We start from the raw sequence: 25383 nt of genomic DNA on the forward strand, positions 1-25383 counted from the left end.
CGTTGCGTCGTACAGCAGGATCGGGGGGTCAGGGGGCGGGGCGGTCGGTGAGGGACTGCAGGATGAGTGTGGACATCTCCTCGACGGACTTGCTCGAGGAGTCCACGAACGGGATGCCGTAGTAGTCGTAGATGCGGCGGGCGCGGGAGAGCTCCCAGTGGGTCTGGTCCACCGAGGCGTACCGCGAATCGGGCCTGCGCTCCCCCCGCACCTCGGAGAGGCGCTTCGGGCTGGTGAGCAGGCCGAAGCAGCGATCGGACAGGTCGGCGATGGTCTGCGGCAGGTTGCCGTTCTCGAAGTCCTCGTCCACCAGCGGGTAGTTCGCCACGAACACGCCGTGCATGAGGGCCAGGTACATGCTGGTGGGGGTCTTCCCGCAGCGGGAGGGGGCGATGAGGATCACGTCGGCCCGTTGGATGGCGCGCACGGACTGGCCGTCGTCGTGCTCGATCGCGAACTCGACGGCCTGCATCCGCCGGTTGTAGCGGCGCACGTCGCCCACGCCGTGCAGGCGGGCGGGGGCGTGGTCGCTGGAGAGACCCAGCTGCGCCTCGATGCGGGCCAGGTGCCCGGAGACGAAGTCGATCACGGGGGCGCGGGTGCCCAGCAGCACCTCCCGCACCTCCTCGTCCACCACGGTGAGGAACACGATCGGCTCCACGGGCCCGTCCATCGCCTGGTTCAGCTGCTCGCGCACCTCCTCCGCCTCCCTGGTGGTGCGCAGGAAGGGGATCAGGCGGCGTTCGAACGGGACGGTGGGGAACTGGGCGAGCAGGGCGTTGCCCATGGTCTCGGCGCTGATGCCGGTGGAGTCGGAGATGAAGTACACGGGCACGGCACCGTGGGTCTCCTGGACCGGTGCGTCACTGCCATCGGGGGCGACGGTGGGGGCCGGGGCGGCGGGTGAGGTGATCTCCCGGCTCTCGGCTCGGGGCAGCGGCCGGGGAACAGGCAGCGGAGGGGCCATCGTGGACCTTTCCGTCGGGCGAAGGAACTGACCCGCAGCGACACGTCGTCGTGCTCGCCCTCACCGTAACGCCGGTTTCGCCGCGGCCGCAGGCCGTTCCGCCCGGTGGTACGTCACATCCGGTGCGTCACCCCACGGCATCAGGCCTGCGTCAGCACCGCCACCAGGAACTCGTCGTCACCCTCGGCTCCCTCGCCGCGGGGCTGCAGGTCCCAGCCGGCGAAGCGCTGCTGCACACGCAGGCCCGCGCTCGCGGCATCGACCTCGAAGCGGCCGACGGGGTATCCGTGCCCCGGGCCGAAGCCGGCCACGAACCGCCCGTCGGGCGCCAGGTGCTGCGCGATCCGGGTGAGGGCCGGGACGCGCTCGGCGCCGGAGAGGAAGGTGAGCACGTTCCCGGCGCACACCACCAGGTCGAACAGTTCGCGCTGCCCGTGCTCGTCCCGCAGGTCCAGCTCGGCGAGGTTCCCCGTCTCCCAGCGTGCGGCGGGATGGTCCTGGCGGGCCACCCCGATCAGGGTGGGGTCCAGGTCCACGCCGGTCACGTGGTGCCCGACGCCGGCGAGGTAGCCGCCCAGTCGGCCGGTGCCGCAGCCGGCGTCCAGCACCCGCGAGCCCCGGGCGGCCATGGCGTCGATCAGCCGTGCCTCACCGTGGATGTCCTGGCCGGAGGCCTCGATGCGTCGCCACCGGTCCGCGTAGCCCCGGGCATGCTCGGGGTTGCGGGCCACTGCCGCTTCCCAGAGGTTCTGCGCCGGGCCCGACGCCGCAGAGCCGGGCCCGGCAGGCGCGGGGCTCATGCCGCGGCCCGGGAGTCGTCGCGGATCTGTCCCACCAGTTCCTCCAGCATGTCCTCGAGGGTGACGATGCCGATCACGCGACCGGTGCGGTCGGTGGCGGCACCGAGGTGGGCACCGCTGGCCTGCATGCTGGCCAGGGCCGCACGCAGCGGCTGGTCGGCACCCACGCGGGGCAGTGCGCGGATGCGGTCCGCGGGGATCGGCAGGTTGCGGGCCTCGGCGGCCGACTCCAGCAGGTCCTTGATGTGGACGTAGCCCTCGAGAGTGCCGTCGGCCGCCTTGATGGGGAAGCGGGAGAAGCCGTCGATGGCGGCTTCCTCCGCCTGGGCGGCGCTGACCCCGGCGGGCAGGGTGGAGACCCGGTCCAGGGGGATCACCAGGTTCACCAGGCTGCGCTGCTCGAAGGTGAGCGCGCCCAGCAGCAGGGCCTCGTCATTGTCCTCCAGCAGGCCGCCGTCGTGGGACTCGCTCACCATCGCCGCCACCTCGTCACGGGTGAACACGCTGGTCACCTCGTTCTTGGGAGTCACGCCGAACATGCGCAGCACCAGGTTGCCGATGCCGTTCATGGCCCACAGCACCGGGCGCAGCACGAACACCACGCCGGACAGGATCGGGCCCAGCACCAGGGCCATCCGCTCGGGTCCGGCCAGGGCGATGTTCTTGGGGATCATCTCGCCGAACACCACGTGCAGGTAGGTCACCAGGGTCAGGGCGATCGCGAAGGAGATGGGGTGCACCAGGGCGTCGGGAACGCCCAGCCACTCGAAGGGGCCCTCCATGACGTGGGCGATGGCGGGCTCGCTGATCGCACCGAGCGCCAGGGAGCACACGGTGATGCCCAGCTGGGCTCCGGCCATCATCAGCGAGACGTGCTCCATCGCGTTCAGGGTGACCTTGGCGGCCCATTTCCCCTCGTGGGCCTGGGGCTCGATGATCGAGCGGCGGGCGCTGATCAGGGCGAACTCGGCGCCCACGAAGAACGCGTTGGCGATCAGCAGCACGATGGTCAGGGCGATACCGGTGAGGAAGCTCATCGCTGTGCCTCCTCATCGCTGGAGCGCCGGGATGTCGCGGCGTGGGAGCCGCCCGGTCCGTTCGGGGTGCTCGGGGAACTGGGCGAGTGCGGCGACCGCGGGGAGCTCGGGGAGCGCGGGCCGTCGTCATCGGCGGGAGGCTCGATGCTGACGTGCAGGGTCTCGATGCGCAGGCCGTCCATCTCGCGCACCTCGAGGCGCAGCTGGGCGGGGTCCTCCCCCGGTTCGGGGTCGGTGGGGACGACCACTTCGTCGCCCACCTCGGCCAGGCGTCCCAGTTCCATGGTGACCAGGCCGCCCAGGGTCTCGTAGTCCTCGTGCTCGGGAACGGTGACACCCAGGCGGTCGCTGGCCTCGTCCGGTCGCAGGATCGCGTCGAGGTCCCAGGAGCCGTCGGGGTCGGGCACGTCGTCGGTCTCGTCGTCGTGCTCGTCGCGCACCTCGCCCACGATCTCCTCGACCAGGTCCTCCAGGGTGATCAGGCCGTCGGTGTCGCCGAACTCGTCGACCACCAGGGCCATCTGCAGGCCTCCGGCACGCAGGGTGTCCATCAGGTCGTCCAGCGGCACGGTGTCCGGGACGAAGGTGGCACTGCCCATCACGGAGTCCACGCGGGTGGTGGGGCGCTGCTCGAAGGGAACCGCGAGGCCGCGACGGATGTGCGCGACCCCGGCCACCTCGCCCTCGTCGTCCAGCACGGGGAAGCGGGAGTGGCCGGTGGTGCGGGCCAGTTCCAGCAGGTCCTGCACGGAGTCGTCCACGTCCAGGGTGTCCATGCGGCCGCGGGGCACCATCGCGTCGTGGGCACGGCGGTCGCCGAAGGCGAGGGTGCGCTCCACCAGGTCGGCGGTGTCAGCGGTCAGGGCACCCTCGTCGGCGGAGCGCCGCACCAGGGCGGAGAGCTCCTCGGGGCTGCGGGCGGAGCTGAGCTCCTCCTGCGGCTCGATGCCCATCTTGCGGATGATGGCGTTGGCGTTGCCGTTGAACAGTCGGATCGGCCAGCGGAACACCGAGGTGAAACCGCGCTGGAAGCCGACAACGGCGCGGGCGGTGCGCAACGGTTCGGCTATCGCCAGGTTCTTGGGGACCAGCTCACCGAAGATCATGGTGAGCCCGGTGGCGAGCACCAGGGCGATGGCCACCGAGACCGAGCGGGCGGCGAGATCGCTGAGACCGGCGTCGATCAGCGGCGGGCCCACGAGCTTGGCGATCGCGGGTTCGGCGAGGAAGCCGATGCCCAGGTTGGTCACGGTGATGCCGAGCTGGGCCCCGGACAGCTGGGTGGAGAGGGTCTTCATGCCCTCCAGCACTCCCTGGGAGCGCTTGTCGCCCTTGGCCGCAGCGGCTTCGACGTCGTTGCGGTTGGCGGTGATCAGGGCGAACTCGGCGGCGACGAATCCGCCGCAGGCGGCGATCAGCAGCAGGCTGACCGCCAAGGATATGAGGGGGCCGATCCGATCCACGGACGGATCCTCCCGGTCACTGGTGTCACGTGCAGGCCCGAAGGCCTGGGACTGTCACCGGGTGCGTCGCTTGCGGCGCTCATGTTCTCCTGGTTCTCCTCGATCCGCGGCGTCTCTCGGCGCGGAATGAGAGCAGACTACCGGCTGCCCCCTGTGCCGTCACCGGTGATGTGGACGGCGCTCGCAGCGGCGCGGAACCGTGGGCTGATCCGTGATACGGCGTGCGGCGGCGCCTGGCAGATGGCAGCCGGGAGCCTCAGGCGCGGGAGGAAGCCTCAGGCGCGCTCGTCGGCCCGACGCTGCAGGAAGGCGGCGATGGCGCGCAGCTCCACCTCGTCGACGGCGTGGCCCAGATGGGGGCGGCGTTCCTCCTCCAGCGTGGTGTGGGCGCGCATGTACTCCCGCACCCGCTGTTCGCGGTCCTCGTCGAACAGGGGGTCCAGGCCGCCGTGGCCCCACAGGGCAGGGGGCTTCACCTCCGCGAGCGCCGCATCACCGGGCATGGCCGCAGGGAAGGGGGCGCCGGAGAGCTGCACGATCCAGTCCAGGGCGTGCGGGTCCCGTCGCAGCAGCTGCAGGCCCAGGATGCCGCCCTGGGAGAAGCCGATGGCGCCGACCACGGGGGCGGTCTGCTGGGCGATCCAGGTCTCGACGGCAGCGGCGGAGGTCTGGATCTTCTCGGTCGCGGCGGGGCCGATGTCGGACTCGAGCCAGGCGTAGCCCTGCACGTAGCGGTAGATGCCGCGCAGGGATGCGTAGGCGAAGCTCGGCGGGAGGTAGGGCACCAGTCCGGTGAGGTCGCGCTCGTGACTGCCCAGGCCGTGCAGCAGCAGCACGACGGGGGCCTCGGGATCGCGGGAGCCCATGCGCACCACGGCGGTCTCGTCGATCTCCGGGGCGATCAGTTCGACGGGCGGGTTCATGGGGGTGCTGGTCATGCCTCGAGGGTACTCAGGTGCCGTCGTGGTCAGGTGCCGTAGTGGGCGGCGAGGTCGTCGGTGTCGGGGTGACCGGCGGACGCCGGGGGCACGACGTCCTCGGCGGCGGCGGAGAGACCGCGGTCGGCCTCCGCACGCGCGATGACGGCGACCTGGGCGGGGTCCTTCGGCGACAGCTCCCGGTAGGCGGCCGACAGGCGCTGCAGGACGTCGTCGTAGGCGGTGAGCAGTTCGTCGTGGTCCGCGGCGCGCAGGGTGAGGGCTCCGTCGATCGCGGTGCCTCGGCTGAAGGAGCTCAGGTAGCGGATGCTGCCGACGACGTAGTGCTCGCTGCCCTCGACGGCCTGCTGCAGGGCGGCGGTGACAGTGGCGTCATCGGGCCCGCGGTTCACACCGCAGGCGGCCAGCAGGGTGCCGAGCAGTCCTGCCATGGCGATCCTCCGTCCCATAGGTTCCATCCCCTGATTGTCCCCGACGCCCGGGCCATCGCGTATCAGGGCGGCAGGGGGTCAGGGCACCGGGACGCGGGGCCGGCAGGGCGACACGGCCCGTGCTCAGCTCAGTTCAGTTCAGTTCAGTTCAGTTCAGTTCAGTTCAGAACGGAGGATCGCCGTACTGGCTGATCGGATCGTCAGCCCCGGTCAGGTCGTTCCCCGCAGCACCCGGGGTGTTCGCATGCCTGTTCCCGGAGGGATCGTCGTCCCCCGCTGCGGAGGTGTCACCGCGGGGGCGCCTCCGGGGTCCATGACGGCCCTGTTGCTCGCGCCATTCCTCGTTCATCTCGGCGGCGAGCTGCGGGGCGACCAGGTCGCGGTCGTCCCACGTGGTGGTGGTGATCTTGCCGTCGATGGTCCACAGCGTGCGGTCCATGCCCGAGGGCCAGCTGTTGTGGAGATCTGCGTCGTCGCGCACGGGGTCGAGCCGACCCAGGGTCTTCCACTTGCGGTGCAGCCAGCACAGCAGGTGAAGGTTCTCGAGGCTGGTGGGGCCGCCACCGCTGGGGTCGAGGTGGTTGAACTCGATGATGTGGTCGGCCTCGCTGGCGAGGATGGTGGGCCTGGTGCAGCCCGGGGCGTTGCAGGTGGGATGCCGGAACCGGAGCTGTTCGAGAAGAGCCGCCGGGGGCCGGTAGGTGGTGGGCGCGGCGGGCAGGTACGCACCTGTCGCCGGATCGGTGAGGATCCGGAACCAGGTGGACTCGCCGCCGGCGAGCGCGCGGGCCTGATCGACGGGGACGGGCACCAGGCCGTTCAGCATCCCCGGCATCTCCGAGCGACCCTGCAGGGTCAGCGCCGGGACCGTGACGTACAGCTTGAACCGTGGGGCCGGCACCTGCACGGTGCCCGTCTCGAGCACGGAGCGGGTGAGGATCGCGTAGCGGATCGCCGCCAGCGACAGTGGGCGGCCCCGCTCGAGCACGTCACCGTCGATGTCGAAGGGGATCTCCGCTCCGTTCTCGTCCTGCAGGGCGGCACGCTGCGCCTTCTGCACGGCATGGGCGCACACGTCCAGACGGTGTGAGAGGGCCATGATCTCCGGGATCGGGCCGGTGATGGTGAGGGAGGCCGTGCCCAGCTCGGGATCGGCGAGGTGGAGGTCCACGCTGCGCAGTGCCGACGGCGGTTTCGGGGTATCCAGTGCGGTGACCATCGCGACCAACCGGCGCAGGTGGCGCACAAACTGATCACGGGAGATCGAGGCGAGGTCCCAGCTGGCCACGTGCTCGTCGATGTGCTGGACGTGGCCCTCGTCCAGCGGCCGCACCAGGCGCAGCAGGTGCACGTGCCACTCCTCTGGCAGTTCCCCCTCGGCCAGGCGGTGGAAGGTGCCTGGCATCTGCTCGACGGCGCGGTGGGCATCCCGGATCATGGCGCCGGCCCGGAAGGATGAGGTGCGAAGGCCCACGGCGATCTTCATCGCGGAGATGTCGGCCTCGTCCAGTGCGCCCTGGGCATCAGGGTCGTAGTGGAAGAACGTGGCCATGTCGCGCAGCTGCCGGGCGTACAGGCGGGTGCGGGTCTTCATCCGCTCGTGCATGCGGCAGGCCAGAGCGGCTTGCGGGTCGCCCGACGGAGCGTCCACCTCGTCGATGATCCGCTCCTGCGTGAGGGGTGAGCGTGCGCGCACGGGCCAGCGCCGTACCGGGGTGAACAGTTCCCCACCCATGCCTCCACCTCCCCACAGCCGATCAGTACATCCAGACTACTCTTTCGAATGCCCGTACGAAAGGGCCACCGAGAATCTGTGGATAAGCGTATCGGGGAGCATGAAAGCGAACATGAGTGGGGACAGAAATGTGGACGAATATGTGCACAAGTGCGTTCTGGGGAGGAACTTCAATACCCCCTACTACCTGCGAGATGTGGAGAGACATGTGGAAAGCCGTGGCATGGGGAGGAACCTCGACAGCCTCGAGCACCCCGGGACTGCAGCCCCCTGCGTCCCGAGCTCTAACGCGAAAGGGCTGTGGACGACAGGGCGCCACCGGCGACCGCCGGGTCAGGGCGCGAGGCAGGCCTCAGCTGTCTCGACCCAGGCCTCAGCTGTCGCGACGCAGGCCTAGTTGTTGCGATGCACGTCGGAGACGTAGTGATCGGCATAGCCGGTGTCCCCCACCAGGAAGTCGGCCACTGATCCGCTGTGCTGATACTGATGCAGCTGCGAGCCGTTCTGCGCCAGCTGCTCGGTGACGGTGGTGTGGTACTCCCCGGAGGAGTGGTTGTCGCCCGGCGAGAAGATCCCTCCCGGGGAATCCGCCGTCACCGTCGTCACATTGGGCGAGACCACAGGGGGATTGAGGAAGATGTCGCGCCCGCCGGCATCTATCTTCGGGACCAGGTCGTTCCCGTGCTGGATGTGCAGATAATCCGTCCCGGAGTTCACCGGATCGTTCTGCACGGGAGAACCGTAGGTCATCACATTCGTGACGTTGAACTGATTCGAGAAATCCGGGTCCCCAGCGAGGCTCGAGGCGATCATCCCGCCCTGCGAATGACCGTTCAGCATGAGAGGCGTGCCCGGGGGGAGGTCCAGGTCGGAATAGAGCTGTGCGATCGCATCGGCCGTCGCCTCCGAGCCCGCGGACCACCCGTTGGGGCCCGCCTGCGCGGCGTTGCCCGAGAGGTCCATCGGATTGTTCGAGGCGAACGGGCTCCACTGCTCCGTCCCCGGGATGTTGGCGATCACCCCGGTGGGGTTCCCCTGGGCATCGCGCACCACGGTCAGCCCCACCTGCCCGTCCTCCGGTGCACCGTAACTGGCATTGGTGTTGTTGATGATGTCTGCCAGGGAGTGCGGATCGACGTAACCGGGATCACCCGGCCCGCCCAGTTCCACCTGCTGAGGGGCGTCGGCATAACCGGTCCCGTCGTCGGCCAGATTGAGGTCCAGGCCGGTCGTCGCGTGCACCAGGGTGTTGATGCCGTCGAGACCGGCATCGATCAGGCCCACCCCGAGCTCGGTCAGGCGCGGCCACTCCCCATTCATGACGGCGTCGGCGGCCATCCCGAGCAGGCCGGTGGTGGACCTGCCCAACTCCTGCAGGTTGCCCAGCAGGATGCCCGGGTAGTCCCGCAGGTCATCCGGCCACCCGGCGATCTGCTCCCCGATCTCATCGGCCACCCAGTCCACCACCCCGGCCACCCCGGAGGCGAAGTCGGAGATCTTCTCCGCCGCACCGCTGAAGAAGTCAACCACGCCGTCCCAGAACCCGCCCCCGGAGTCCCCGTTGGAGGAGGCCTTGTCCTGCTCCTCGGCGTGACGCTCCAGCTCGCCGGAGCGGTCCCGAATGCCCGGGACCACCACCGACTCGCCCTGGCTGCGCACCACGTGCCAGTTCTCGCGGAACGAATCGGCATCAGGGCCTCGCCATTCCACGGCGTGGGTGGCGGCGTCGAGCCGGTCCAGCACCTCCCCCAGTCGCTCAGCTGCGGTGCGGAGCCCCTCGGCCTGGTCGCGCACCTGGTCCGGGTCCATCCCCTGGAAGCTCATCGCTCATCCCCCTCGGTGGTCTGCCCGGCACCCTCAGCGTTGTCAGCGCTGTCCGCCCGGTCGGCCGTGACGTGGTTGATGGCCGCGATCAGGTCGGCCTTGAGGATCTCGGTGAGCGCGCCGACGGGGGCGGGCTCGGCGGTAGTGGCCTCGCCAGTGCCGGTGAGCGTCGCGAGCACCGTTCCGTCGGCCCCGAAGGCGTACCAGGAGCGGTCGCGGATCATAGGCTCGCCGGTGGCCGGGTTCGCGGAAACCACGATCTGCACCTGGGCCACGGATGGCGGGTCCACCGAGGGCGGGTCCGTCGTCGCTCCGGGAGCCTCCGGCGCCGTCAGGGATTCGGACGGATCCGCACCGAAGGCGGGGCGCTGGGGCACCAGCGCGGTGATCAGGTCGGAGAAGTGCTCGATGCGGCCCACGGCCAGGGTGAGCGCCGAGCTGCGGGCACCGAGGGACACCGTGGAGTCACTGGAGGTCACCTCGCGCACCTGGTCGATCACCAGCTGGATCTCTCCGGCCACGTGCACGGTGGTGGCCCACGCCCGCGCGCCGTCCACGCTCACCATGTCGATGCGCACGGGGGAGGTGATGGCGCGGCGCAGGAGGGCGTCCCAATGGGGTTCCACCTCGACGGGGTCCGCGGATTGCAGCAGGCCGGCCTGATGGGCCTGGGCGGCCGCGGTCTCCGAGCTCGGGGCACTCCCGTCCCGCACCTGTGCGATCACCCAGGCGAAGGTGGACTCGTCGATCCGCAGCAGACGCGAGGCGCCCGGCAGCTCGGTCAGTCGCGGGGAGTGGTCGAGTGTGCTGGTGGCGCCCATGAGGGCACGGTACGTGCGACCTGGGTCGCCGTCCATGGGTACTCCTCCCCATGGTCACCGCCCAGGCCCTGTGCTGCGCAGGATCGGCCGGCCGGGTCGGTGCACTCGGCGTATCCGGGCATGGGCAGACCCGCAGGTCGCGCTGGGCGCCGGTCGGGGGACGAGTCCGACCCCTGCGGGTCCGGGCAGCTCGAGTGGATTCGCTGCGGTCCGTCGATCCGATGAGCCGCCGGAGCGATCCGACGGTTCGGGCCGATGGTCGCCTCAGCGGCGAGCCACCTCACATGTCCGATGGGAAATCATTCCTCGGATCACCTCCTTTCGGTGTGGGATCACCGTAGGACCGTCGGGGAACGTGCGCAACGGTTTTTCCTGTCGGTCGGCATGCCCGAGCAGACGTCCGATGAGAGGATGGAGGGCCGACGTCGTCGTCCCCGCCCCCGCCGCAGGAGTGAGCACCGTGCAGACCGTTCTGATGGACAGCCTCGAGAAGCTGATGGGCAGGGCGGAACCCCGCCCGGCCTCATTGATCGGAGGTGTGCACGCCTCCGGCTTCCTCGGGGAGCGACTGTCCGTGCAGATCGCGGTGAGGCTCGAGGCCGGGGAGGGCTGCGCCGACGCGCTCGCGGACGGGGCCGGCGAGCGCCCGGCCCCTCGCAGCGCGGGCATGACGGCGGCGGTCGAGGTGGAGCTGCTGGGAGACCTCGCGGCACACACGACCCTGAGCGGTGCGGCGCGTGCCGGTCTCGACCCCCGCCCCCGAGGACCCCGATGAGCACTACCTGGTCACCGAGCCAGGCGAGTACCCCGACGTGCTGGAGCCGCTCACCGGGGAGGCCGGCGCGGGCGGTCCCGACACCGATGCCGGCGACCGCACCGTCGTGCTCGCCCCCCTCACCCCCGGGTGCTGGGAGGCGCTGTGGATCGACGTGCTGGTGGAGGACGCCCTGCTGGCCGGGGAGCACGAGCTGCTGATGCGGCTGCGGCCCGCCGGCAGTGACGGGCCCTGGGAGGAGCACACCCTCCGCCTGCAGATCCATCCCCATCAGCTGCCGCCGCTGGAGATCGTCAACACCCACTGGTTCCACGCCGACTCCCTGTCCTCCTACTACGACGTCGAGGTGTTCTCCGAGCGGCACTGGGAGCTGATCGAGGCGTTCCTGCGCTCAGCCCGCGAGATGGACGTGAACTCCGTGCTCACCCCCACCTGGACGCCTCCGCTGGACACCGCCGAGGGCCACAAGCGCCCCACCGTGCAACTGGTGGGCATCAGCGAGGAGAGCGGTGAATACCGCTTCGACTTCACCGAACTGGACCGCTGGCTCAGGATCTGCCGCGAGGTGGGCATGGTGTCGATCGAGGTGGCGCACCTGTTCACCCAGTGGGGTGCCCGCTTCACCCCCGCCATCCAGGTCCGCACCGCCGACGGGATCGAGGACCGCTTCGGCTGGCACGTGGCCGCCACCGACCCCGAGTACCGCCGGTTGATGGTGGCGCTGATCCCCGCGCTGCGCGAGCATCTGGCCGCCACCTGGGAGGGCCGCGTGCTGCGGCACATCAGCGATGAGCCCAGCGTGCAGGGCCTGGAGGACTACCGGGCGGCGAAGGAGCAGGTGAGCGACCTGCTCGAGGGAGCCGATGTGGTGGACGCGCTCAGCTCACTCGAGTTCGCCGAGCAGGGGGTGGTGGACATCCCGATCGTGGCCACGGACCATGTGGAACCGTTCCTCGACGCCGGTCGCAACCCGTGGGTGTACTACTGCGTGGCGCAGGACCGCGAGGTGGCCAACCGCTTCATCTCCCTGCCCTCGGTGCGCAACCGGGTGCTGGGCCGGCAGCTGTTCGTCCACCACGCCCCGGGGTTCCTGCACTGGGGCTACAACTTCTGGTGGGCACAGTTCGCGCTGAAGCCTATCGACCCGTTCACCGAGACCTGCGCGGGCGGCGGCTTCTACGGGGGCGACTCCTTCGCCGTGTACCCCGGGCCCGACGGCACCCCCTGGGTATCCCTCCGGCACCGCGTGTTCGCGCAGGGGATGGCCGCCACCGGGCGCTGACCTGGCTGGCCTCGCTGGTCGGCCACGATCGCGCCGCCGCCCTGGTGGACGAGGGCGGCGCCCTCACCTACGCGCACTTCAGCTACGACGTCGAGGAGCACCTGCGGGCCCGGCGGGCCGTCGACGAAGCGATCCTTGAGGCACTGGGGAGCTGATCTGCCCAGCGCCTACCAGCTCCCGTCAGGGGTCAGACCAGCGGCTGGTTGCCGGCCAGGTCGTCGATGTCGTCGCCCTCGGAGCGCATCTCGTCCTGATCGCGGTTGCCCTGCTCAGCAGCGGCGAGGTCCTCCTGGCCGCGCTCGACGGTGCGGTCCAGGCCCACGCCCTCGGCCTCGGCCGGGGCGGGACGCTCCGGGTCGCCGGGGCGGGCGGCCTCGAGGGCGTCATCGATGCTCTCGCCGGTGGTGGGCTCGGTCTGGAAGTCCGGGTTCTCGGTCATGGCGTTGCTCCTTCGTGGGTCAGGGGGCGGGCCGTCAGGGCCTTCAGGCGGTCAGGGCCTTGATGATCGCACCGTTGAAGGCGTCGAGATCATCGGGGTTGCGGGAGGTGATCAGCGGGAAGCCGCCGCCGGTGTCCACCACCACTTCCTGATCCGTCCAGGTGGCGCCGGCGTTCAGCAGGTCATTGCTGATGGTGGGGACCGAGGTCATGTCGCGGTCGTCCACCAGGTCCGAGTCGATCAGCAGCCAGGGGCCGTGGCAGATCGCGGCGACCGGCTTCCCGTCGGCTGCGAAGGCCTTGACCAGCTCCTGGGCGGATTCCTCGGCGCGCAGCGTGTCGGCGTTGAGGGTGCCGCCGGGGATCACCAGGGCGTCGTACTCATGGGCGTCGGCATCCTCCAGCAGGATGTTCGAGGGGACCTCCGGGCCGGGCTCGCGGTCGAGCTTCAGGGTCTTGACCGGGCCTGACTCGGCGGCGGCGACGACCACCTCAGCGCCTGCCTCCTTCAGCTCTGCGAGGGGGCGCTGGATCTCGTCGGTCTCGGTGCCGAAGTTGGTGGTGATGATCAGGATCTTGCGGCCTGTGAGCGTCGCGGTCATCGTGCATCTCCTTGTGTAGAGCGGTCGATGGACGGCCCTGCTGCACGGGCGCCGAGCTGAACGCGGGGCTGTGGGAACAGGTGCCGACCCGTGTCGCGACCGTAGCACCGCGCGCCCGGAAGCCGCCGACCGAGCGGTGGGAGCCAGCGGAGGGAATGGGCAAGGGTCCGAGCACGAACAGGGTGGGGCAGCGGTCGCTTCCCCTCAGGTTCCGCAGTAGATGAGGAACACGTCCCCACCCTCACCCGGCCCCGCCAGATGCTCCAGGTGGGCGCGGGCGTGGAACGGCGAGCGCACGGCCTCCATCATCTCCTCGACGCCGGAGAGGTCGCCGAGGTGGGCCCCGCGCAGCGCGGCGTCCAGATGGACGTTCCGTGGGATGTACACGGGGTTAACATCGTCTCGGGGCGAGGATCCACCCAGGCCAACGCGTCTGCGGTCCCATTGCTCGAAGGGGGCGGGATCCGCGAACAGCTCGCGCGCGGTGCCGCCCGTGAGGGCGCGGAAGAACCTCGTGTGGTCCACTGCCTGGGCTTCGAGGAGGGCCAAGAGGTCCTCCCCGAGTGCGCGGACCGCCGCGAGCTGGACGCCAGCGCTGTCGGAGGCGGCATCAGCGTCGGAGGCGGCATCAGTGCTGGTGCCGGCAGCCGCGCCAGGTCCAGGGCTCTCGGGGACCCCGAGCTTGGCCGCCATACCGCGGGTCCAGGCATCGAGGTACGCGGGCTCGTAGCCCTGCAGCACGGCAGTGGCAGCCTCGATCCCCGCCTCCGGCTCGTCGGGGGCGATGACCGGCAGCAGGGTCTCGGCGAAGCGGGAGAGGTTCCACAGGGCGATGCCGGGCTGGTTGCCGTAGGCGTAGCGCCCCTGCTGGTCGATCGAGCTGAACACCGCGCGGGCCCGGTGCTCGTCCAGGAATGCGCAGGGCCCGTAGTCGATCCCCTGCCCCGAGATGGTCATGTTGTCGGTGTTCATCACGCCGTGCACGAAGCCCACCAGCATCCACTGCGCGACGAGGCGGGCCTGGGCCTCGGCCACGCATCGCAGCAGCTCGAGGTACGGGTTCTCCGCATCCCCCGCTGCGGGGTGGTGGCGGTCGATGGCGTGATCGGCGAGCGGTCGCAGCACGTCGGGGCCCAGGTGCCAGGCGGCGTACTCGAAGGTGCCCACGCGCAGGTGGCTGGAGGCCACGCGGATGAGCATGGCGCCGGGCTCGGGGGTGATGCCCTGCCGGGGACGGATCCGCTCCCCCGTGCTCACCACCGCGAGGGCCCGCGTGGTGAGGATGCCCAGCGCATGCAGGGACTCCCCGATCACCGCCTCGCGCAACATCGGGCCCAGCGGAGCCTTGCCGTCACCCGCTCGGGCGAAGGGGGTGCGGCCGGCGCCCTTGAGGTGCAGGTCGAAGTGTCGACCATCGGGGGCGACGATGTCGCCGAGCAGCACGGCGCGCCCGTCGCCCAGCTGGGGGTTGGGCTGTCCGAACTGGTGGCCGGCGTACACCTGGGCGGTGGTGTCGGGGACCTGTCCGGTGAGCAGCGCGAGTCCCTCGGGCCCGCGCAGCCACTCCGGGTCGTACCCGAGCTCGGCCGCAAGTTCTTCGTTCAGCCAGGTGAGCTGGGGCGAGGGGGGCGCCTCTGCCTGGTGTGGCACCGAGAGCTCGGGCACGGTCTCGGCGTAGGTCTGCTGCAGGGCGGGAATGGATGGGGTGGTCGGGGTGGTCGCGGGGCTGTCGATCATGGGCATCGCCTCCTGCGGTCACGGTACCGGGACGACCTTGACAGGACTCCCGACGCGGCGAAGACTGAACCCAAGCATTTACACAACCGGGTTTCATAATCCCGTCGAAGGGCATCCATGGGCACCGCCGACAGCGCTGCTGTGCGCCAGGGCAACGCGCGCGCCTGCCTGCTGGCCTTGCGCGAGGCGACCCAGCCCCGCACCGTGGCCGAGGTGTCCGAGCACACCGGGCTGTCGCGCCCCACGGTGGACGCCGTGCTCACCTCCCTCGTAGAGACCGGGCCCGTGCGCATCGTGCCCGCCGCGCCTGCCTCCTCCCCCGGCAGGCCGGCCCGCCGATTCGCGTTCCATCCCGGGGCGGCGACCGTGGCGGCGGTGGACATCGGCGACCGCTCCGTGCGGTGCCTGCTCACCGATGCTGCAGGCCGGATGGTCGCCACCGGGCGCCGCGAGTGCGCCGGAAACGGCGCTGCTGCCCGTCTGGATGCAGTCGCTCAGGTGGTGCAGGACGCCGCTGACGAGGGCGGGACCGATGAACGCCTCTCCCCGGCGGTCGTGGGCATCGCCGTGCCCGGCATCCTCGATGCGGATGGCCGGCTCGCCCAGAGTCTCGCGGTGAAGGACCTGGAGGGCACGGACATCGCCTCGGAGCTGTCCTTGCGCCTGGGTTGCCCGGTGGCGGTGGAGAACGACATCAAGCTCGCCGCCTACGCCGAGCACCACCTCTCCGCCCGCCCCGCCGACATCGCCTTCGTGCAGATCGGTCACCGCATCTCCGTGGCCCTGATCCTGGGCGGCCGGATTCTGCAGGGCCGCCACCGGCTCGCCGGTGAGCTGGGCACGCAGCGCGGCATGCGGTGGACCAGCACCTCCCGGCGTGGCCGCTTGAGCTGGTCCACCGGGGACGACGCGGCGCCGCTGTTCGCTCGGGCGGCCGACGGTGACCAGGCGGCCCTGGCGGAGATCGACGCGTTCTGCGCCGAGATCGCACCGCGCCTGGCCACCCTGCTGCTCACCGTGGACCCTGAGCAGGTGGTGATCGGCGGCGGTCTGTCCCGCGCCGGCGACCTGCTGCTGGACCCACTGCGCCACCACGTGCACCACCTGCTCACCAGCCCCGGGAAGCCCGTCTTCCGCACCGCACGCCTCACCACCGACGGCGCTCTCGTCGGTGCGCTGGGTCTCGCCTTCGAGCACGGCTCCGTGCAGGTCACCGGCGTGCTGGAGGTGCCCCCGCCCTGGCACCGCTTCCCGGCACCACCCGACCGCCCCCGCCAGGCCGGCCCTCCTGCTGCAGACCCCTCCCCCGCAGTCCCCCGCCCGGAAGGAACCCCGTGACCGATCAGATCCGCTTCGGATTCAGCTCCTACAGCTTCCACTCGAAGCTCGCCACATCCCAGATGACGCTGCCGGAGGTGATCGACTGGGTGGCGGCCTCCGAGGGTGAGCACCTCGAGCTGGCCTCTCTCAGCGAGCAGACCGACGACCCCGTGCCCAGCATCGCCTCGGACCCCGCCTACGTGGACCAGATCCGCGAGAAGGCGGCGAGCGCGGGCGTTGTCCTGTCCAACCTGGCGATCGGCGCGGACTTCACCTCCGAGGATCCCGCGGAGGTGGCACGCCAGGTGGAGCGGGTGAAGCAGTACGTGGACCTCGCCGAGCGCCTGGGGATCGAACGGATGCGGCACGACGTGGCCGGCCACCCCGGCCTGCCCGGTGATGACACCCCGCTGTTCGGGCGTGCTCTCCCGGGGATCGTCGCCGCCTGCGCGGAGATCGCGCAGTACGCGGCCACCAAGGGCATCACCACCAGCCTGGAGAACCACGGCTTCTTCGTGCAGTCGGCCGACAGGGTGCGGCGCATCATCCATGCGGTGGACCAGCCGAACTTCCGCACCACCCTGGACGTGGGCAACTTCGTGTGCGTGGACGAGCAGCCCGAGGTGTCGGTGGCCCAGAACCTGCCCTACGCGATGGTGGTGCACTTCAAGGACTTCTACATCCGGCCCGCCCGGCAGGATCCGGGCGCGGGCTGGTTCCGCAGCCGCGGCGGCAAGCATCTGCGCGGGGCGGTGGTCGGCAACGGCGACATCGACCTGCGTGCGGTGGCCCGCGCCATCAAGGACTCCGACTTCTCCGGCTACGCCGCGATCGAGTTCGAGGGCTGGGAGGACTGCCTGATCGGCTGCGAGCGCGGCATCGCGAACGCCAAGCGTCTGCTGGCCGAGGCCTGAACCGGCCCCGCCCCGGCCGTCTGAGCCGTTCTACCGCCCCGCCCATCCGGCCCGTTCCATCCGCCCCCTCCCGTCCTTCCCACCCCCGTCCCCTGAGGAGACCCCCATGACCACTTTCCGAGTCGGCGTCATCGGCGCCGGGAGCATCGCCCGCGCTCACCTGGAGGCCTACGCCGCTCACCCCGAGGTGCAGATCGTCGCCATCAGCGACATCAACGCCGCCCGCGCCCGCGCCGTGGCCCAGGAGTTCGGTGCCTCCCGCTCCTACGCCGACGCCCATGAGCTGCTGGCGCAGGACGACATCGACGGTGTCAGCGTGTGCACGTGGAACGACTCCCACGCCACCTGGACCATCGCCGCCGTCGAGGCGGGCAAGCATGTGCTGGTGGAGAAGCCGATCGCCCGCACCGTTGCCGAGGCCACCGCCATCCAGGACGCGGTCAGCAGGAGCGACCGGGTGGTCCAGGTGGGGTTCGTGCGCCGTCATTCCCCGAACTGCCAGGTGCTGAAGTCCTTCATCGACGCCGGGCAGCTGGGCGAGATGTACTACGCCAAGGCGAGCCTGATCCGCCGGATGGGCAACCCCGGCGGCTGGTTCGCCGACAAGGAGATCGCCGGCGGCGGGCCACTGCTGGACATCGGCATCCATGTGCTGGACCTGGCCTGGTACCTGATGGGCTGCCCGAAGGCGGTGTCCGTCTCCGGGAACACCTACGAGGTCCTCGGCAACCGCGCCAACATCACCACCATGCCCCGGTACAAGGTCTCGGACTACGACCCGGACAAGAACACCGTGGAGGACATGGCCAACGCCGTGGTGCGCTTCGAGAACGGCGCCTCGCTGCTGCTGGAGTGCTCCTACTCCCTGCACGCCACCAAGGACTCCACCCTGGTGTCGGTCCATGGCACCAAGGGCGGCGCGGATCTGGAGCCCAGCCTGCAGATCGCCGCGGAGATGCACGACTCGGTCGTCAACATCACCCCGCAGATCTCCTCGGGCACCTTCGAGATGGGAGCCGGTTTCGGCAACGAAATTGCGAACTTCGTCGATGCCTCCCTGGGTCGCGCCGAGTCCGTGGCCCCGGCGGAGCACGGGGTGGAGATGGCGCGGATCCTCGAGGCCGTGTACACGTCGGCCGCCGAGGGCCGCGAGGTCCGTCTGGACTGAGCAGGGAACCGTTGGGCCCCGGGAGCACCCGGGTACGCTTGCGGAGACTCCGTCGAAAGGTTCGAGCACATGAGCAGCCCCTACCCCGGCAACCCGTCCCCTCGGCAGCCTCAGGGCGGTGCGCCGCAGGGAGGCGAGCCGCAGTCGGGTGCGCCGCAGTCGGGTAGCCAGCCTCCCAGCAGTGGCCAGTGGGGCTCGCCGCCTCCTCCGCCGTCCTCGGCTCCCGGCAACGGGTACCCCGGTGCCGCAGGAGGCACGGGTGCCCCCGCCGGACCGGGCGTCCCGACGGGTGGCGGGGCCCCCTACCCGGCCCCTGGCGGCGGCCAGCCACCGCAGAAGAAGAAGCCGTGGCCCTGGATCGTGGGCATCTGCGGCTGCCTCACCCTGCTGGCCCTGGCAGCGGGTGGCGGCGGCCTCGCACTGCTGTCGATGAACGGCGGGGATGATCCCACCGAATCTCCCTCGGCCGGCCCCACCTCGGAGGAGACCACCCTCGAGGACCCCACCGACCCCGCGACGTCGGACTCGCCCACCTCCGAGGCCCCCACCTCCGAGGAGCCGACGTCCGAGGCCCCCACGTCCGCTGAGCCCACGGGCACCGTGGGCCTGCCCGGCTCGGACGTCTACGTGGACACCCCGGTCCAGGACCCGACCGACGCCGACCTCGACGCCGCCAAGGACACCGTGATCGCCTACCTGATGGGACTGTCCGACGACGACCCCGCCGCCTCCTGCGCGCTGCAGATGGACCCGCTCACCGGCAAGGGCATCGACGACAGCTCGATCCTCCAGGACACCTGCGTGGAGTCCACCCAGCAGGCGATCGACGATCAGGACCTGGGGGGCAAGGCCACTCACCTCACCCGCGACCACTTCGAGGCGAACCTCGATGCGGAGGGCCGTGTGGTGCTGGTGCACAGCATCCACGCCGATGATCCCTCCCCGATGAAGATCGCCAAGGGCACGGACGGCAAGCTGTACGTCGCACTGGGAGCATGACGGATCAGATGACCGACCGCACCACGTACCTCCTGGTCGACGGGGAGAACATCGACGCCACCCTGGGGGTGTCGGTCCTGGGCCGCCGGCCCCAGCCGGAGGAGCGGCCCCGCTGGGGCAAGCTGCTGACCCATGCACAGGACGCCTGGGGCAATCCGGTCTCGGGCCTGTTCTTCCTGGCCGTGGGCGACAGCCTGCCGGTGGGCTTCGTGCAGGCCCTCACCGCGATCGGGTACCGACCGGTGCCGCTGCGCGGCGAGGGCAAGGTGGTGGACATCGCCATCCAGCGCACCGCCGAGGCCCTGCAGGACCGTGCGGCCGACGTGATGCTGGTCAGCCACGACGCGGACTTCGTGCCGCAGATGACGGCGCTGGCTGGCACCGAGGGGCGTCGCACCGCCCTGGTGGGCTTCCACGAGTTCTTCTCCGGTGAGCTGCGCGGCATCCCCGGCATCGAGATGTTCGACCTCGAGTACGACGTCGAGGCGTTCACCAGCCCGCTGCCGCGGATCCGGATCATCGACATCGACGAGTTCGATCCCTACGAGTTCATCTGAGAAGAGGCCCTCCGATGGGGCTCGATGCGCAGTCACTGCTGGCAGGGCCCCGCGGGAGACGGATGTGTCTCGACCTGGCCTGCCGGTTGGACGAGCGGATCGGCCTGGGTGCCTCGATGCTGGGGGCCGAGCTGGATCCGAGTCCCTCGTTCCGCTCCGTGCTGCTGTTCGGTCCCGTTGCCGGGGGCAGCGGGGGCAGCGGGGGCGACGGCGGCGCGGGCCAGGCCGACCGTGAGCCGCCCCGCACCATCGAGGAGCTGGCCCGCGATCTGGCAGCCCTGGACCTGACCGTTCTCGATGCGCCTTCCCCTGGCAGGACTCCCGGCGGGGACACGGCCCAGCTGCTGCATCGGGCGCTGTCCTCGTCGGTGGAAGCTGCCATGTACTGGCAGGAGCCCGATGATCAGGACGCGCTCGCTGCTCTCCCGGACATCGGCGATGCGCTGCGGCCCTTGGCCGAGAGGGTTGCCGCATGGGCACCGGTGCTGGGCTGGGACCGGCCGTGCGCGCCGCAGCAGTGGATCCTGCCCTGGGACCGGCCGGGTTCTCCCGACGACTCCTGGCTCCATCGGGACGTGTCCCGATGGGCCGCGGATGCCCGGGAGGGTGAGGCAGCCGCACGCAAGAAGCAGCCCCGGCATGCCCGGAACGCACCGTCGGGGTCATGGTGGTCGACCCCGTTGGGACTGCAGCAGACGGTGGACCGGGTCCCCGCCGCACTGGACCTGGTGGAGGACGAGATGGGCTGGGTCGACGCGTGGGTGACACCGGTGCACGGGCCCGGCCGCACCCTCGAAATCACAGGCGCGGAGGACTGGATCGCCCTGTGCCGTGAGCACCCGTTGGAGGTCTCGGCCTCGCGCAGGGGTGACTGGTACCAGGTCACTGGCCGGGACGGCAGATGGGTGGTGCCCGACTGGGAGCAGGTGGCGCAGCAGTGGGACGCCGTGCACCTGACGGTGGCCGGGTACCTGCAGGCCGCCACCCGTGCCCTTGAGGTCGATGCCGATACCGCGAGCGTGATCGGCGGCTGGGACCCCGGATCCACCTACTGGCTGACCGGCGACGTTCCCGCCGTGACCGGCGAGGTGCAGCGGTGGCTGCACCAGGACGAGGGCTGGGTGCGCACGCCCTGACCTGAGCCCGGACGAGTGCACCCGTTCCTGTCACCGATCAGCGAGCAGCAGCTCCGTGAGGGCGGCGACCAGCTCCGGGGTGGGGTGGCCGTGCTCGACATCCTCCGGCGTGAACACGGGCACCGTGCCGTACGCGGCGAGGGAGCTGAGGGCGGCGGCGCCGTCACGCTCGAGCTGGGCGAACAGCAGGTCCTTGGTGAAGTAGCCGATGGCCGCGCCGCGCAGCACCTTCTCCACCTGGCCCAGCACGTCGCCGGGCCCGGTGGTGCCGAGCCCTGCGCCCTCCAGCACCACCGGCTCGGTGCCGGCACCGACCAGGCGCACCCTCACCCGACCGTCGGAGGTGGTCACGCTCTGGATCTCGGCACCGCGTACGGTGAGGTCGCCGGCCGCCTCCGGGCCGAAGCCCAGGAGCGTCAGCTCCCAGATGGTGCGGGCCGGGAATCCGTCGCCGGTCGCGGGCTCGATGGTGAGGCGCCCGGCCTCGACGTCCAGCGAGAACACGGTCTCGGCCCAGGTCCCGGGCTCGGTCTCCTCGGCCAGCGTGAACGTGCCGTCGGCGCCGCCGGCGACGAGCACCTCGAGCGCCGGGCCGGTCTCGCGGATGTCCAGGGACTCCCCCTCGGCGACCAGTGGCAGGAACCCGCCGGCGCGCAGCAGCACCGGGATCGAGGACACGTCGCGGTGCAGGCTCGCCAGTCGGCCCCCGCGATAGGAGATGCCGGTGGTGACATCGGTCCAGCGGCCCGCGGGCAGCCACGCCTCGGCCACGGCGAGCCGGGTGGTGCGGTCCGCGGGTCGCACGATCGGCGCCACCAGCAGCTGCGAGCCGAAGAAATACTGGTCGCGGTACATGTACGCCTCGATGGACGTGTCCTCGAAGTAGGTGGGCTCCACCAGGGAACGACCCTCGCGGTGCGCGCGGCGGTTCATGGCATGCAGGTAGGGCACCAGACGGTGGCGCAGGCGCAGCTGCTCCACCATCACCGCGTGCGCGGGCTCGGGGAACATCCACGGCTCCTTGCCGGTGAACCGGGAGCTGGAGGAGTGCAGGCGCATTATCGGGGAGTACACGCCGAACTGCACCCAGCGGGTGGCGAGCTCGTCGTCCCAGTACCCGCCCATGTGGCCGCCGATGTCATGGCTCCACCAGCCGTAGCCGATGTTCGCCGCGGCAGCCGTCATCCGCGGCTGGAACGCCAGGGAGTCCCAGCTGATCACGGCATCACCGGAGAAACCGACCGGATAGCGGTGACTGCCTGGTCCGGCGTAGCGGGACAGGATCAGTCCCTCCCCCATCTGCTTGCGGGTGTCCTCGTACTGGACATGGTTGAGCACCCACAGCGGATCCATGCCGGGGACCTTCGAATAGGGGCCCGACTGCCAGTCCAGCCACCAGAAGTCGGTGCCCAGCTCCTCCAAGCCTCGATGCAGCGCCGCCAGGTACGCCTTGATGAACACGGGATCGGTGACATCGAACTCGACCGCGGAGCCGTCCACCTCCTTGCCCATGGCCTCCACGACCCGACCGTAGAGGGCCTCGAAGGCGCGAACACCATCGGCCGGGTGATCGTTGAGGGTGACCTTCAGGCCCCGTTCATGCAGTTCGCGTTGGAACCGCTCCGGGTCCGGGAACAGCTCCGGGTCCCAGGTGTACCCGGTCCAGCCGGAGCCGTAGACAGGGTCCACCTCGGTCACGTGCCAGTCCATGTCAATCACGGCGACCGAGAACGGCACACCCTCAGCGGCGAAGCGGTCCATCAGATCTAGGTATGTCTGCTCCGTGTAGCGGTGGAAGCGGGACCACCAGTTGCCCAGCGCCCAGCGCGGGAGCAGCGGCTGCGGACCGGACAGCGCGAACAGATCCCTCACGGCAGCCACGTGGTCGCGGCCCGCGGCGAACACGTACAGGTCAACGGAACCCGGCTCGGCACCCCGCGCCTGCAGTTCACCGTCGGGCCCGAACACCATCGAGCCCGAGTCGTCGATGTCCGCGTAGCCGTAGGTGCTGTTCACCCCGGGATCGAGGTCAACGGCGCCGTCGGCCTCGTCCAGGGTGCGGGTGGCCCCGCCCAGGTTGCCGTCCAGGGGCCGGGTGGTGCGGCCCTCGCGGCGGGCCGTGCGGTGGGCCGGCAGGGACAGATCCTGCTGGTACCGCCAGATCGAGTGGTAGTTGGAGACGCCGCCCAGCACCGACAGGGAGAGACCGTTGGCGGAGAACTCGCCGCGGTCGTAGTCCAGCACGTAGTGGTCGGTCTCCACGCGCACCCCGGTGGCCGTCTCGCTCACGCGCGCGGACTCGTCCCGCAGCTCGCGGTTGGTGGCGAACACGGAGGGGCGGTCCTCGAAGGTGCCCGAGGGCGACCATTCCAGGCGCACCAGGCGCGGCGTGATCGGAGTGATGCGGAAGTTGTCCCCCTGCAGCAGGGAGTTCTCGATGAAGCTCTCAGGGGCTGGGGTTGTCACAGGGTCATCCCTTCACGGCGGCGCTGGGGGCTCCCCCAGCGTCTCACCACACGTGTGGCTAGCGCAGCCCGTCGGTCCCGACCACGCAGGACCCATCCTCGCTCTGCGCCACTCACCGCCACACCACCGAGGCACGAAAAACCCCCTCCACCGGCATTTCTGCTGGTGAAGGGGGTTTTCCTCGCGGTGCGCGAGGGGGGAGTTGAACCCCCACGCCCTTTCGGGCACACGGACCTGAACCGTGCGCGTCTGCCAATTCCGCCACTCGCGCGAGACTTCAACACCGGGTTTCAACACACCGAGGTCGAAGGTTCCTACAGATTACCCCCAGGAACGCTGTCGCCCAAACCGGATCGGACGTACCGTAACGAACACCACGTGACGGTCTGCGCGGGGAGACCGGGAGGGCGGCGTCAGCGCATCGTCTCGGCCTCGGCGAAGGCCTCGTCGATGTCGGCCGGTTCGATGCGGTGCCGGGCCACCGCCAGGTACAGCACCGAGGCGAGCACCACCGCGGGCACACCCACCATCGCCGCCACCTGCATGCTGGGCCGCACCGCGACCGTGGCGAACACCGCCGCCAGCCCTACCAGGCCCACCACGGCGGTGCCGATCCCGCCGGGCATCCGGAAGGTGGCTCCGGTGGTGCCGCTGCGACGGAAGCTAATGTAGGTGAGCAGGATCAGGGTCCACACCATCAGCACCGAGAACACCACCAGGCTCATCATGTACCCGAACACGCCGCCCACCCCGCTGAACGCCAGGATCGCGGCGCCGAGGATGCCGATCGAGCTGCAGGCGATGCCCACCACCGGTACCCGGCTGCGGGTGGTCCAGGCGACGGCCCGGGGTGCCAGTCCGTCGGAGGCCAGGGAGTGCAGCATGCGGCTGCCGGCGTAGAGGTTGGCGTTGGCTGCCGACAGCGCGGCGATCAGCACCAGCAGGTTGGTCACGTGCGCACCACCGGGGATGCCCACCCGGTCGAACACCATCACGAACGGGGAGGTGGCCACGTCCTCACCGGTGCCGGCGGCCTGCCGCCACGGCACCAGGCACAGCACGATGCTGATGCACGCCACGTAGAAGAACGCCAGGCGCACCACGGTGGTACGGGCGGCGGTGCGGATGGAGCGGGCCGGGTCCTTGGCCTCGGCGGCGGTGATGGACAGCAGCTCGATGCCGCCGAAGGAGAACATCACGATCGACAGGGCCACCCACACCGGCGCCCATCCCATCGGGGCGAAGCCCCCGTCGGCCGTGAGAAGGGCGAGACCGGGGGCGGGCTGGGAGGGCAGGCCCACGAACACCAGGAACGCCCCGACGACGATGAACACCGCAACGGCGATCACCTTCACGGAGGAGAGCGCGAACTCGACCGTGCCGAAGGAGCCCACGCTGGCCAGGTTGATGCCCACGATCACCGCGGCGAACAGCAGGATGCCCGCCCACAGCGGCACTCCCGGCGCCCAGTACGAGAGGTAGGCGGCACAGGCCACCAGTTCCGCGCCGGTCACGCCCACGGTGACGATCCAGTACAGCCAGCGGCTCAGGTAGCCCCAGAACGGGGAGAGGTAGCGGGCTGCGAGGGTGCCGAAGCCACCGCGCACCGGGTGGCGGGAGGCCATCTCTCCCATCGACAGGGCGATGGTGGCAGCGATGAGGGAGCCGATCGCGAAGGTGATGATCACGGCGGGGCCAGCCAGGGCGATCGCCTCGCCGGAGCCCAGGAACAGCCCGGTGCCCAGTGCCGAGCCCATCGCGATCATGGCCATCTGACCGTGACCGAGGGAGCGAGCGAGCTGCCCGTCGGCGCGCTCGTCAGAGGAGGAGGTCTGGGTAGTCACCCGTCGAGGTTAGCCCGACCCTCAGCGTCGCGCTCCAAGGCTGGCCGGAACCGTTCCGGAGCAACGAAGGGCGGCGGGAGCTCGAGGGCGACCGAGCGCACCGTCGGCCGAGACAGTGGGGGTAGCAGC

General features: G+C 70.4%; 22 protein-coding genes and 1 tRNA gene. 8 read left to right on the forward strand and 15 right to left on the reverse strand.

The features are described from left to right. Positions 1 to 28: 28 nt before the first annotated feature. From M4D54_RS03305 to M4D54_RS03345, 9 genes are all read right to left on the reverse strand, one after another. Positions 29 to 967 carry a pyruvate, water dikinase regulatory protein gene (locus M4D54_RS03305; RefSeq protein ID WP_259890270.1) on the reverse strand — a complete coding sequence of 313 codons (939 nt, stop codon included), beginning with the start codon at positions 965 to 967 and terminating at the stop codon, positions 29 to 31. Between the two features lie 140 nt (positions 968 to 1107). Next, a complete protein-coding gene (locus M4D54_RS03310; RefSeq protein WP_228018775.1) occupies positions 1108 to 1767 on the reverse strand; it encodes a bifunctional 2-polyprenyl-6-hydroxyphenol methylase/3-demethylubiquinol 3-O-methyltransferase UbiG in 660 nt (219 codons plus the stop codon). Further along, positions 1764 to 2804: a hemolysin family protein gene (locus M4D54_RS03315; protein ID WP_193865022.1), complete on the reverse strand. Its 1041-nt coding sequence runs from the start codon at positions 2802 to 2804 to the stop codon at positions 1764 to 1766. The genes M4D54_RS03310 and M4D54_RS03315 overlap by 4 nt, the downstream gene beginning before the upstream one ends. Continuing rightward, positions 2801 to 4267, reverse strand: a complete 1467-nt coding sequence (locus M4D54_RS03320) for a hemolysin family protein (protein WP_259890271.1) — start codon at positions 4265 to 4267, stop codon at positions 2801 to 2803. The genes M4D54_RS03315 and M4D54_RS03320 overlap by 4 nt, the downstream gene beginning before the upstream one ends. A 275-nt stretch (positions 4268 to 4542) precedes the next feature. Further along, a complete protein-coding gene (locus tag M4D54_RS03325) occupies positions 4543 to 5205 on the reverse strand; it encodes an alpha/beta hydrolase (protein ID WP_193865020.1) in 663 nt (220 codons plus the stop codon). Between the two features lie 29 nt (positions 5206 to 5234). Continuing rightward, on the reverse strand, positions 5235 to 5636 hold the full coding sequence (locus M4D54_RS03330) for a hypothetical protein (protein WP_017823556.1): 402 nt from the start codon (positions 5634 to 5636) through the stop codon (positions 5235 to 5237). A gap of 163 nt (positions 5637 to 5799) precedes the next feature. Then, positions 5800 to 7371, reverse strand: coding sequence for an HNH endonuclease signature motif containing protein (locus M4D54_RS03335; protein WP_193865019.1), 1572 nt, complete (start codon positions 7369 to 7371; stop codon positions 5800 to 5802). A 393-nt stretch (positions 7372 to 7764) separates the two neighbouring features. Then, positions 7765 to 9195: a hypothetical protein gene (locus tag M4D54_RS03340; RefSeq protein WP_193865018.1), complete on the reverse strand. Its 1431-nt coding sequence runs from the start codon at positions 9193 to 9195 to the stop codon at positions 7765 to 7767. Continuing rightward, positions 9192 to 10052, reverse strand: a complete 861-nt coding sequence (locus M4D54_RS03345; RefSeq protein ID WP_259890272.1) for a hypothetical protein — start codon at positions 10050 to 10052, stop codon at positions 9192 to 9194. The genes M4D54_RS03340 and M4D54_RS03345 overlap by 4 nt, the downstream gene beginning before the upstream one ends. Before the next feature lie 367 nt (positions 10053 to 10419). Here M4D54_RS03345 and M4D54_RS03350 point away from each other — a divergent pair, with 367 nt between their 5' ends. Together M4D54_RS03350 and M4D54_RS03355 are read left to right on the forward strand one after the other, a co-directional pair. Beyond that, a complete protein-coding gene (locus M4D54_RS03350; RefSeq protein WP_259840955.1) occupies positions 10420 to 10791 on the forward strand; it encodes a hypothetical protein in 372 nt (123 codons plus the stop codon). Beyond that, positions 10754 to 12073: a DUF4091 domain-containing protein gene (locus M4D54_RS03355; RefSeq protein ID WP_259890273.1), complete on the forward strand. Its 1320-nt coding sequence runs from the start codon at positions 10754 to 10756 to the stop codon at positions 12071 to 12073. Before M4D54_RS03350 ends, M4D54_RS03355 begins: the two co-directional genes overlap by 38 nt. A gap of 187 nt (positions 12074 to 12260) precedes the next feature. Here M4D54_RS03355 and M4D54_RS03360 read toward each other — a convergent pair whose 3' ends face one another. The 3 genes from M4D54_RS03360 to M4D54_RS03370 form a co-directional block, all read right to left on the reverse strand. Next, entirely contained in the window at positions 12261 to 12512 is a 252-nt protein-coding gene (locus M4D54_RS03360) for a hypothetical protein (RefSeq protein ID WP_193865014.1), read from the reverse strand. A 43-nt stretch (positions 12513 to 12555) separates the two neighbouring features. Beyond that, entirely contained in the window at positions 12556 to 13113 is a 558-nt protein-coding gene (locus M4D54_RS03365; RefSeq protein ID WP_193865013.1) for a DJ-1/PfpI/YhbO family deglycase/protease, read from the reverse strand. A 204-nt stretch (positions 13114 to 13317) separates the two neighbouring features. Continuing rightward, on the reverse strand, positions 13318 to 14856 hold the full coding sequence (locus tag M4D54_RS03370) for a YdiU family protein (protein ID WP_193865012.1): 1539 nt from the start codon (positions 14854 to 14856) through the stop codon (positions 13318 to 13320). A gap of 111 nt (positions 14857 to 14967) precedes the next feature. Here M4D54_RS03370 and M4D54_RS03375 point away from each other — a divergent pair, with 111 nt between their 5' ends. From M4D54_RS03375 to M4D54_RS03400, 6 genes are all read left to right on the forward strand, one after another. Further along, positions 14968 to 16188 (forward strand): ROK family transcriptional regulator, encoded by a 1221-nt coding sequence (locus tag M4D54_RS03375; RefSeq protein WP_259890274.1) that lies wholly within the window; start codon positions 14968 to 14970, stop codon positions 16186 to 16188. Next, on the forward strand, positions 16185 to 17084 hold the full coding sequence (locus M4D54_RS03380; RefSeq protein ID WP_193865177.1) for a sugar phosphate isomerase/epimerase: 900 nt from the start codon (positions 16185 to 16187) through the stop codon (positions 17082 to 17084). The genes M4D54_RS03375 and M4D54_RS03380 overlap by 4 nt, the downstream gene beginning before the upstream one ends. Before the next feature lie 106 nt (positions 17085 to 17190). Then, the gene (locus M4D54_RS03385; RefSeq protein WP_193865011.1) at positions 17191 to 18252 is read left to right on the forward strand and encodes a Gfo/Idh/MocA family protein; all 1062 of its coding nucleotides are present in this window, start codon (positions 17191 to 17193) and stop codon (positions 18250 to 18252) included. A gap of 69 nt (positions 18253 to 18321) precedes the next feature. After that, positions 18322 to 19251, forward strand: coding sequence for a hypothetical protein (locus M4D54_RS03390; RefSeq protein ID WP_259890275.1), 930 nt, complete (start codon positions 18322 to 18324; stop codon positions 19249 to 19251). An 8-nt stretch (positions 19252 to 19259) separates the two neighbouring features. Beyond that, positions 19260 to 19808: an NYN domain-containing protein gene (locus tag M4D54_RS03395; RefSeq protein WP_017823543.1), complete on the forward strand. Its 549-nt coding sequence runs from the start codon at positions 19260 to 19262 to the stop codon at positions 19806 to 19808. A gap of 62 nt (positions 19809 to 19870) precedes the next feature. Beyond that, positions 19871 to 20944: a hypothetical protein gene (locus tag M4D54_RS03400; protein ID WP_193865009.1), complete on the forward strand. Its 1074-nt coding sequence runs from the start codon at positions 19871 to 19873 to the stop codon at positions 20942 to 20944. Between the two features lie 30 nt (positions 20945 to 20974). On the opposite strand, the gene M4D54_RS13795 is transcribed toward M4D54_RS03400, so the two are convergent. The 3 genes from M4D54_RS13795 to M4D54_RS03420 all read right to left on the reverse strand — a co-directional run bounded on the left by M4D54_RS13795 (position 20975) and on the right by M4D54_RS03420 (position 25254). Next, entirely contained in the window at positions 20975 to 23410 is a 2436-nt protein-coding gene (locus tag M4D54_RS13795; RefSeq protein WP_311199666.1) for a TIM-barrel domain-containing protein, read from the reverse strand. 187 nt (positions 23411 to 23597) lie between these two features. Then, a tRNA-Leu gene (locus M4D54_RS03415) sits at positions 23598 to 23681 on the reverse strand. Between the two features lie 142 nt (positions 23682 to 23823). Beyond that, a complete protein-coding gene (locus M4D54_RS03420; protein WP_193865007.1) occupies positions 23824 to 25254 on the reverse strand; it encodes an amino acid permease in 1431 nt (476 codons plus the stop codon). Positions 25255 to 25383 lie beyond the last annotated feature (129 nt).

It is taken from the genome of Brachybacterium sp. p3-SID1565 (genome assembly GCF_025143785.1).
GTDB classification, from domain to species: domain Bacteria; phylum Actinomycetota; class Actinomycetes; order Actinomycetales; family Dermabacteraceae; genus Brachybacterium; species Brachybacterium epidermidis.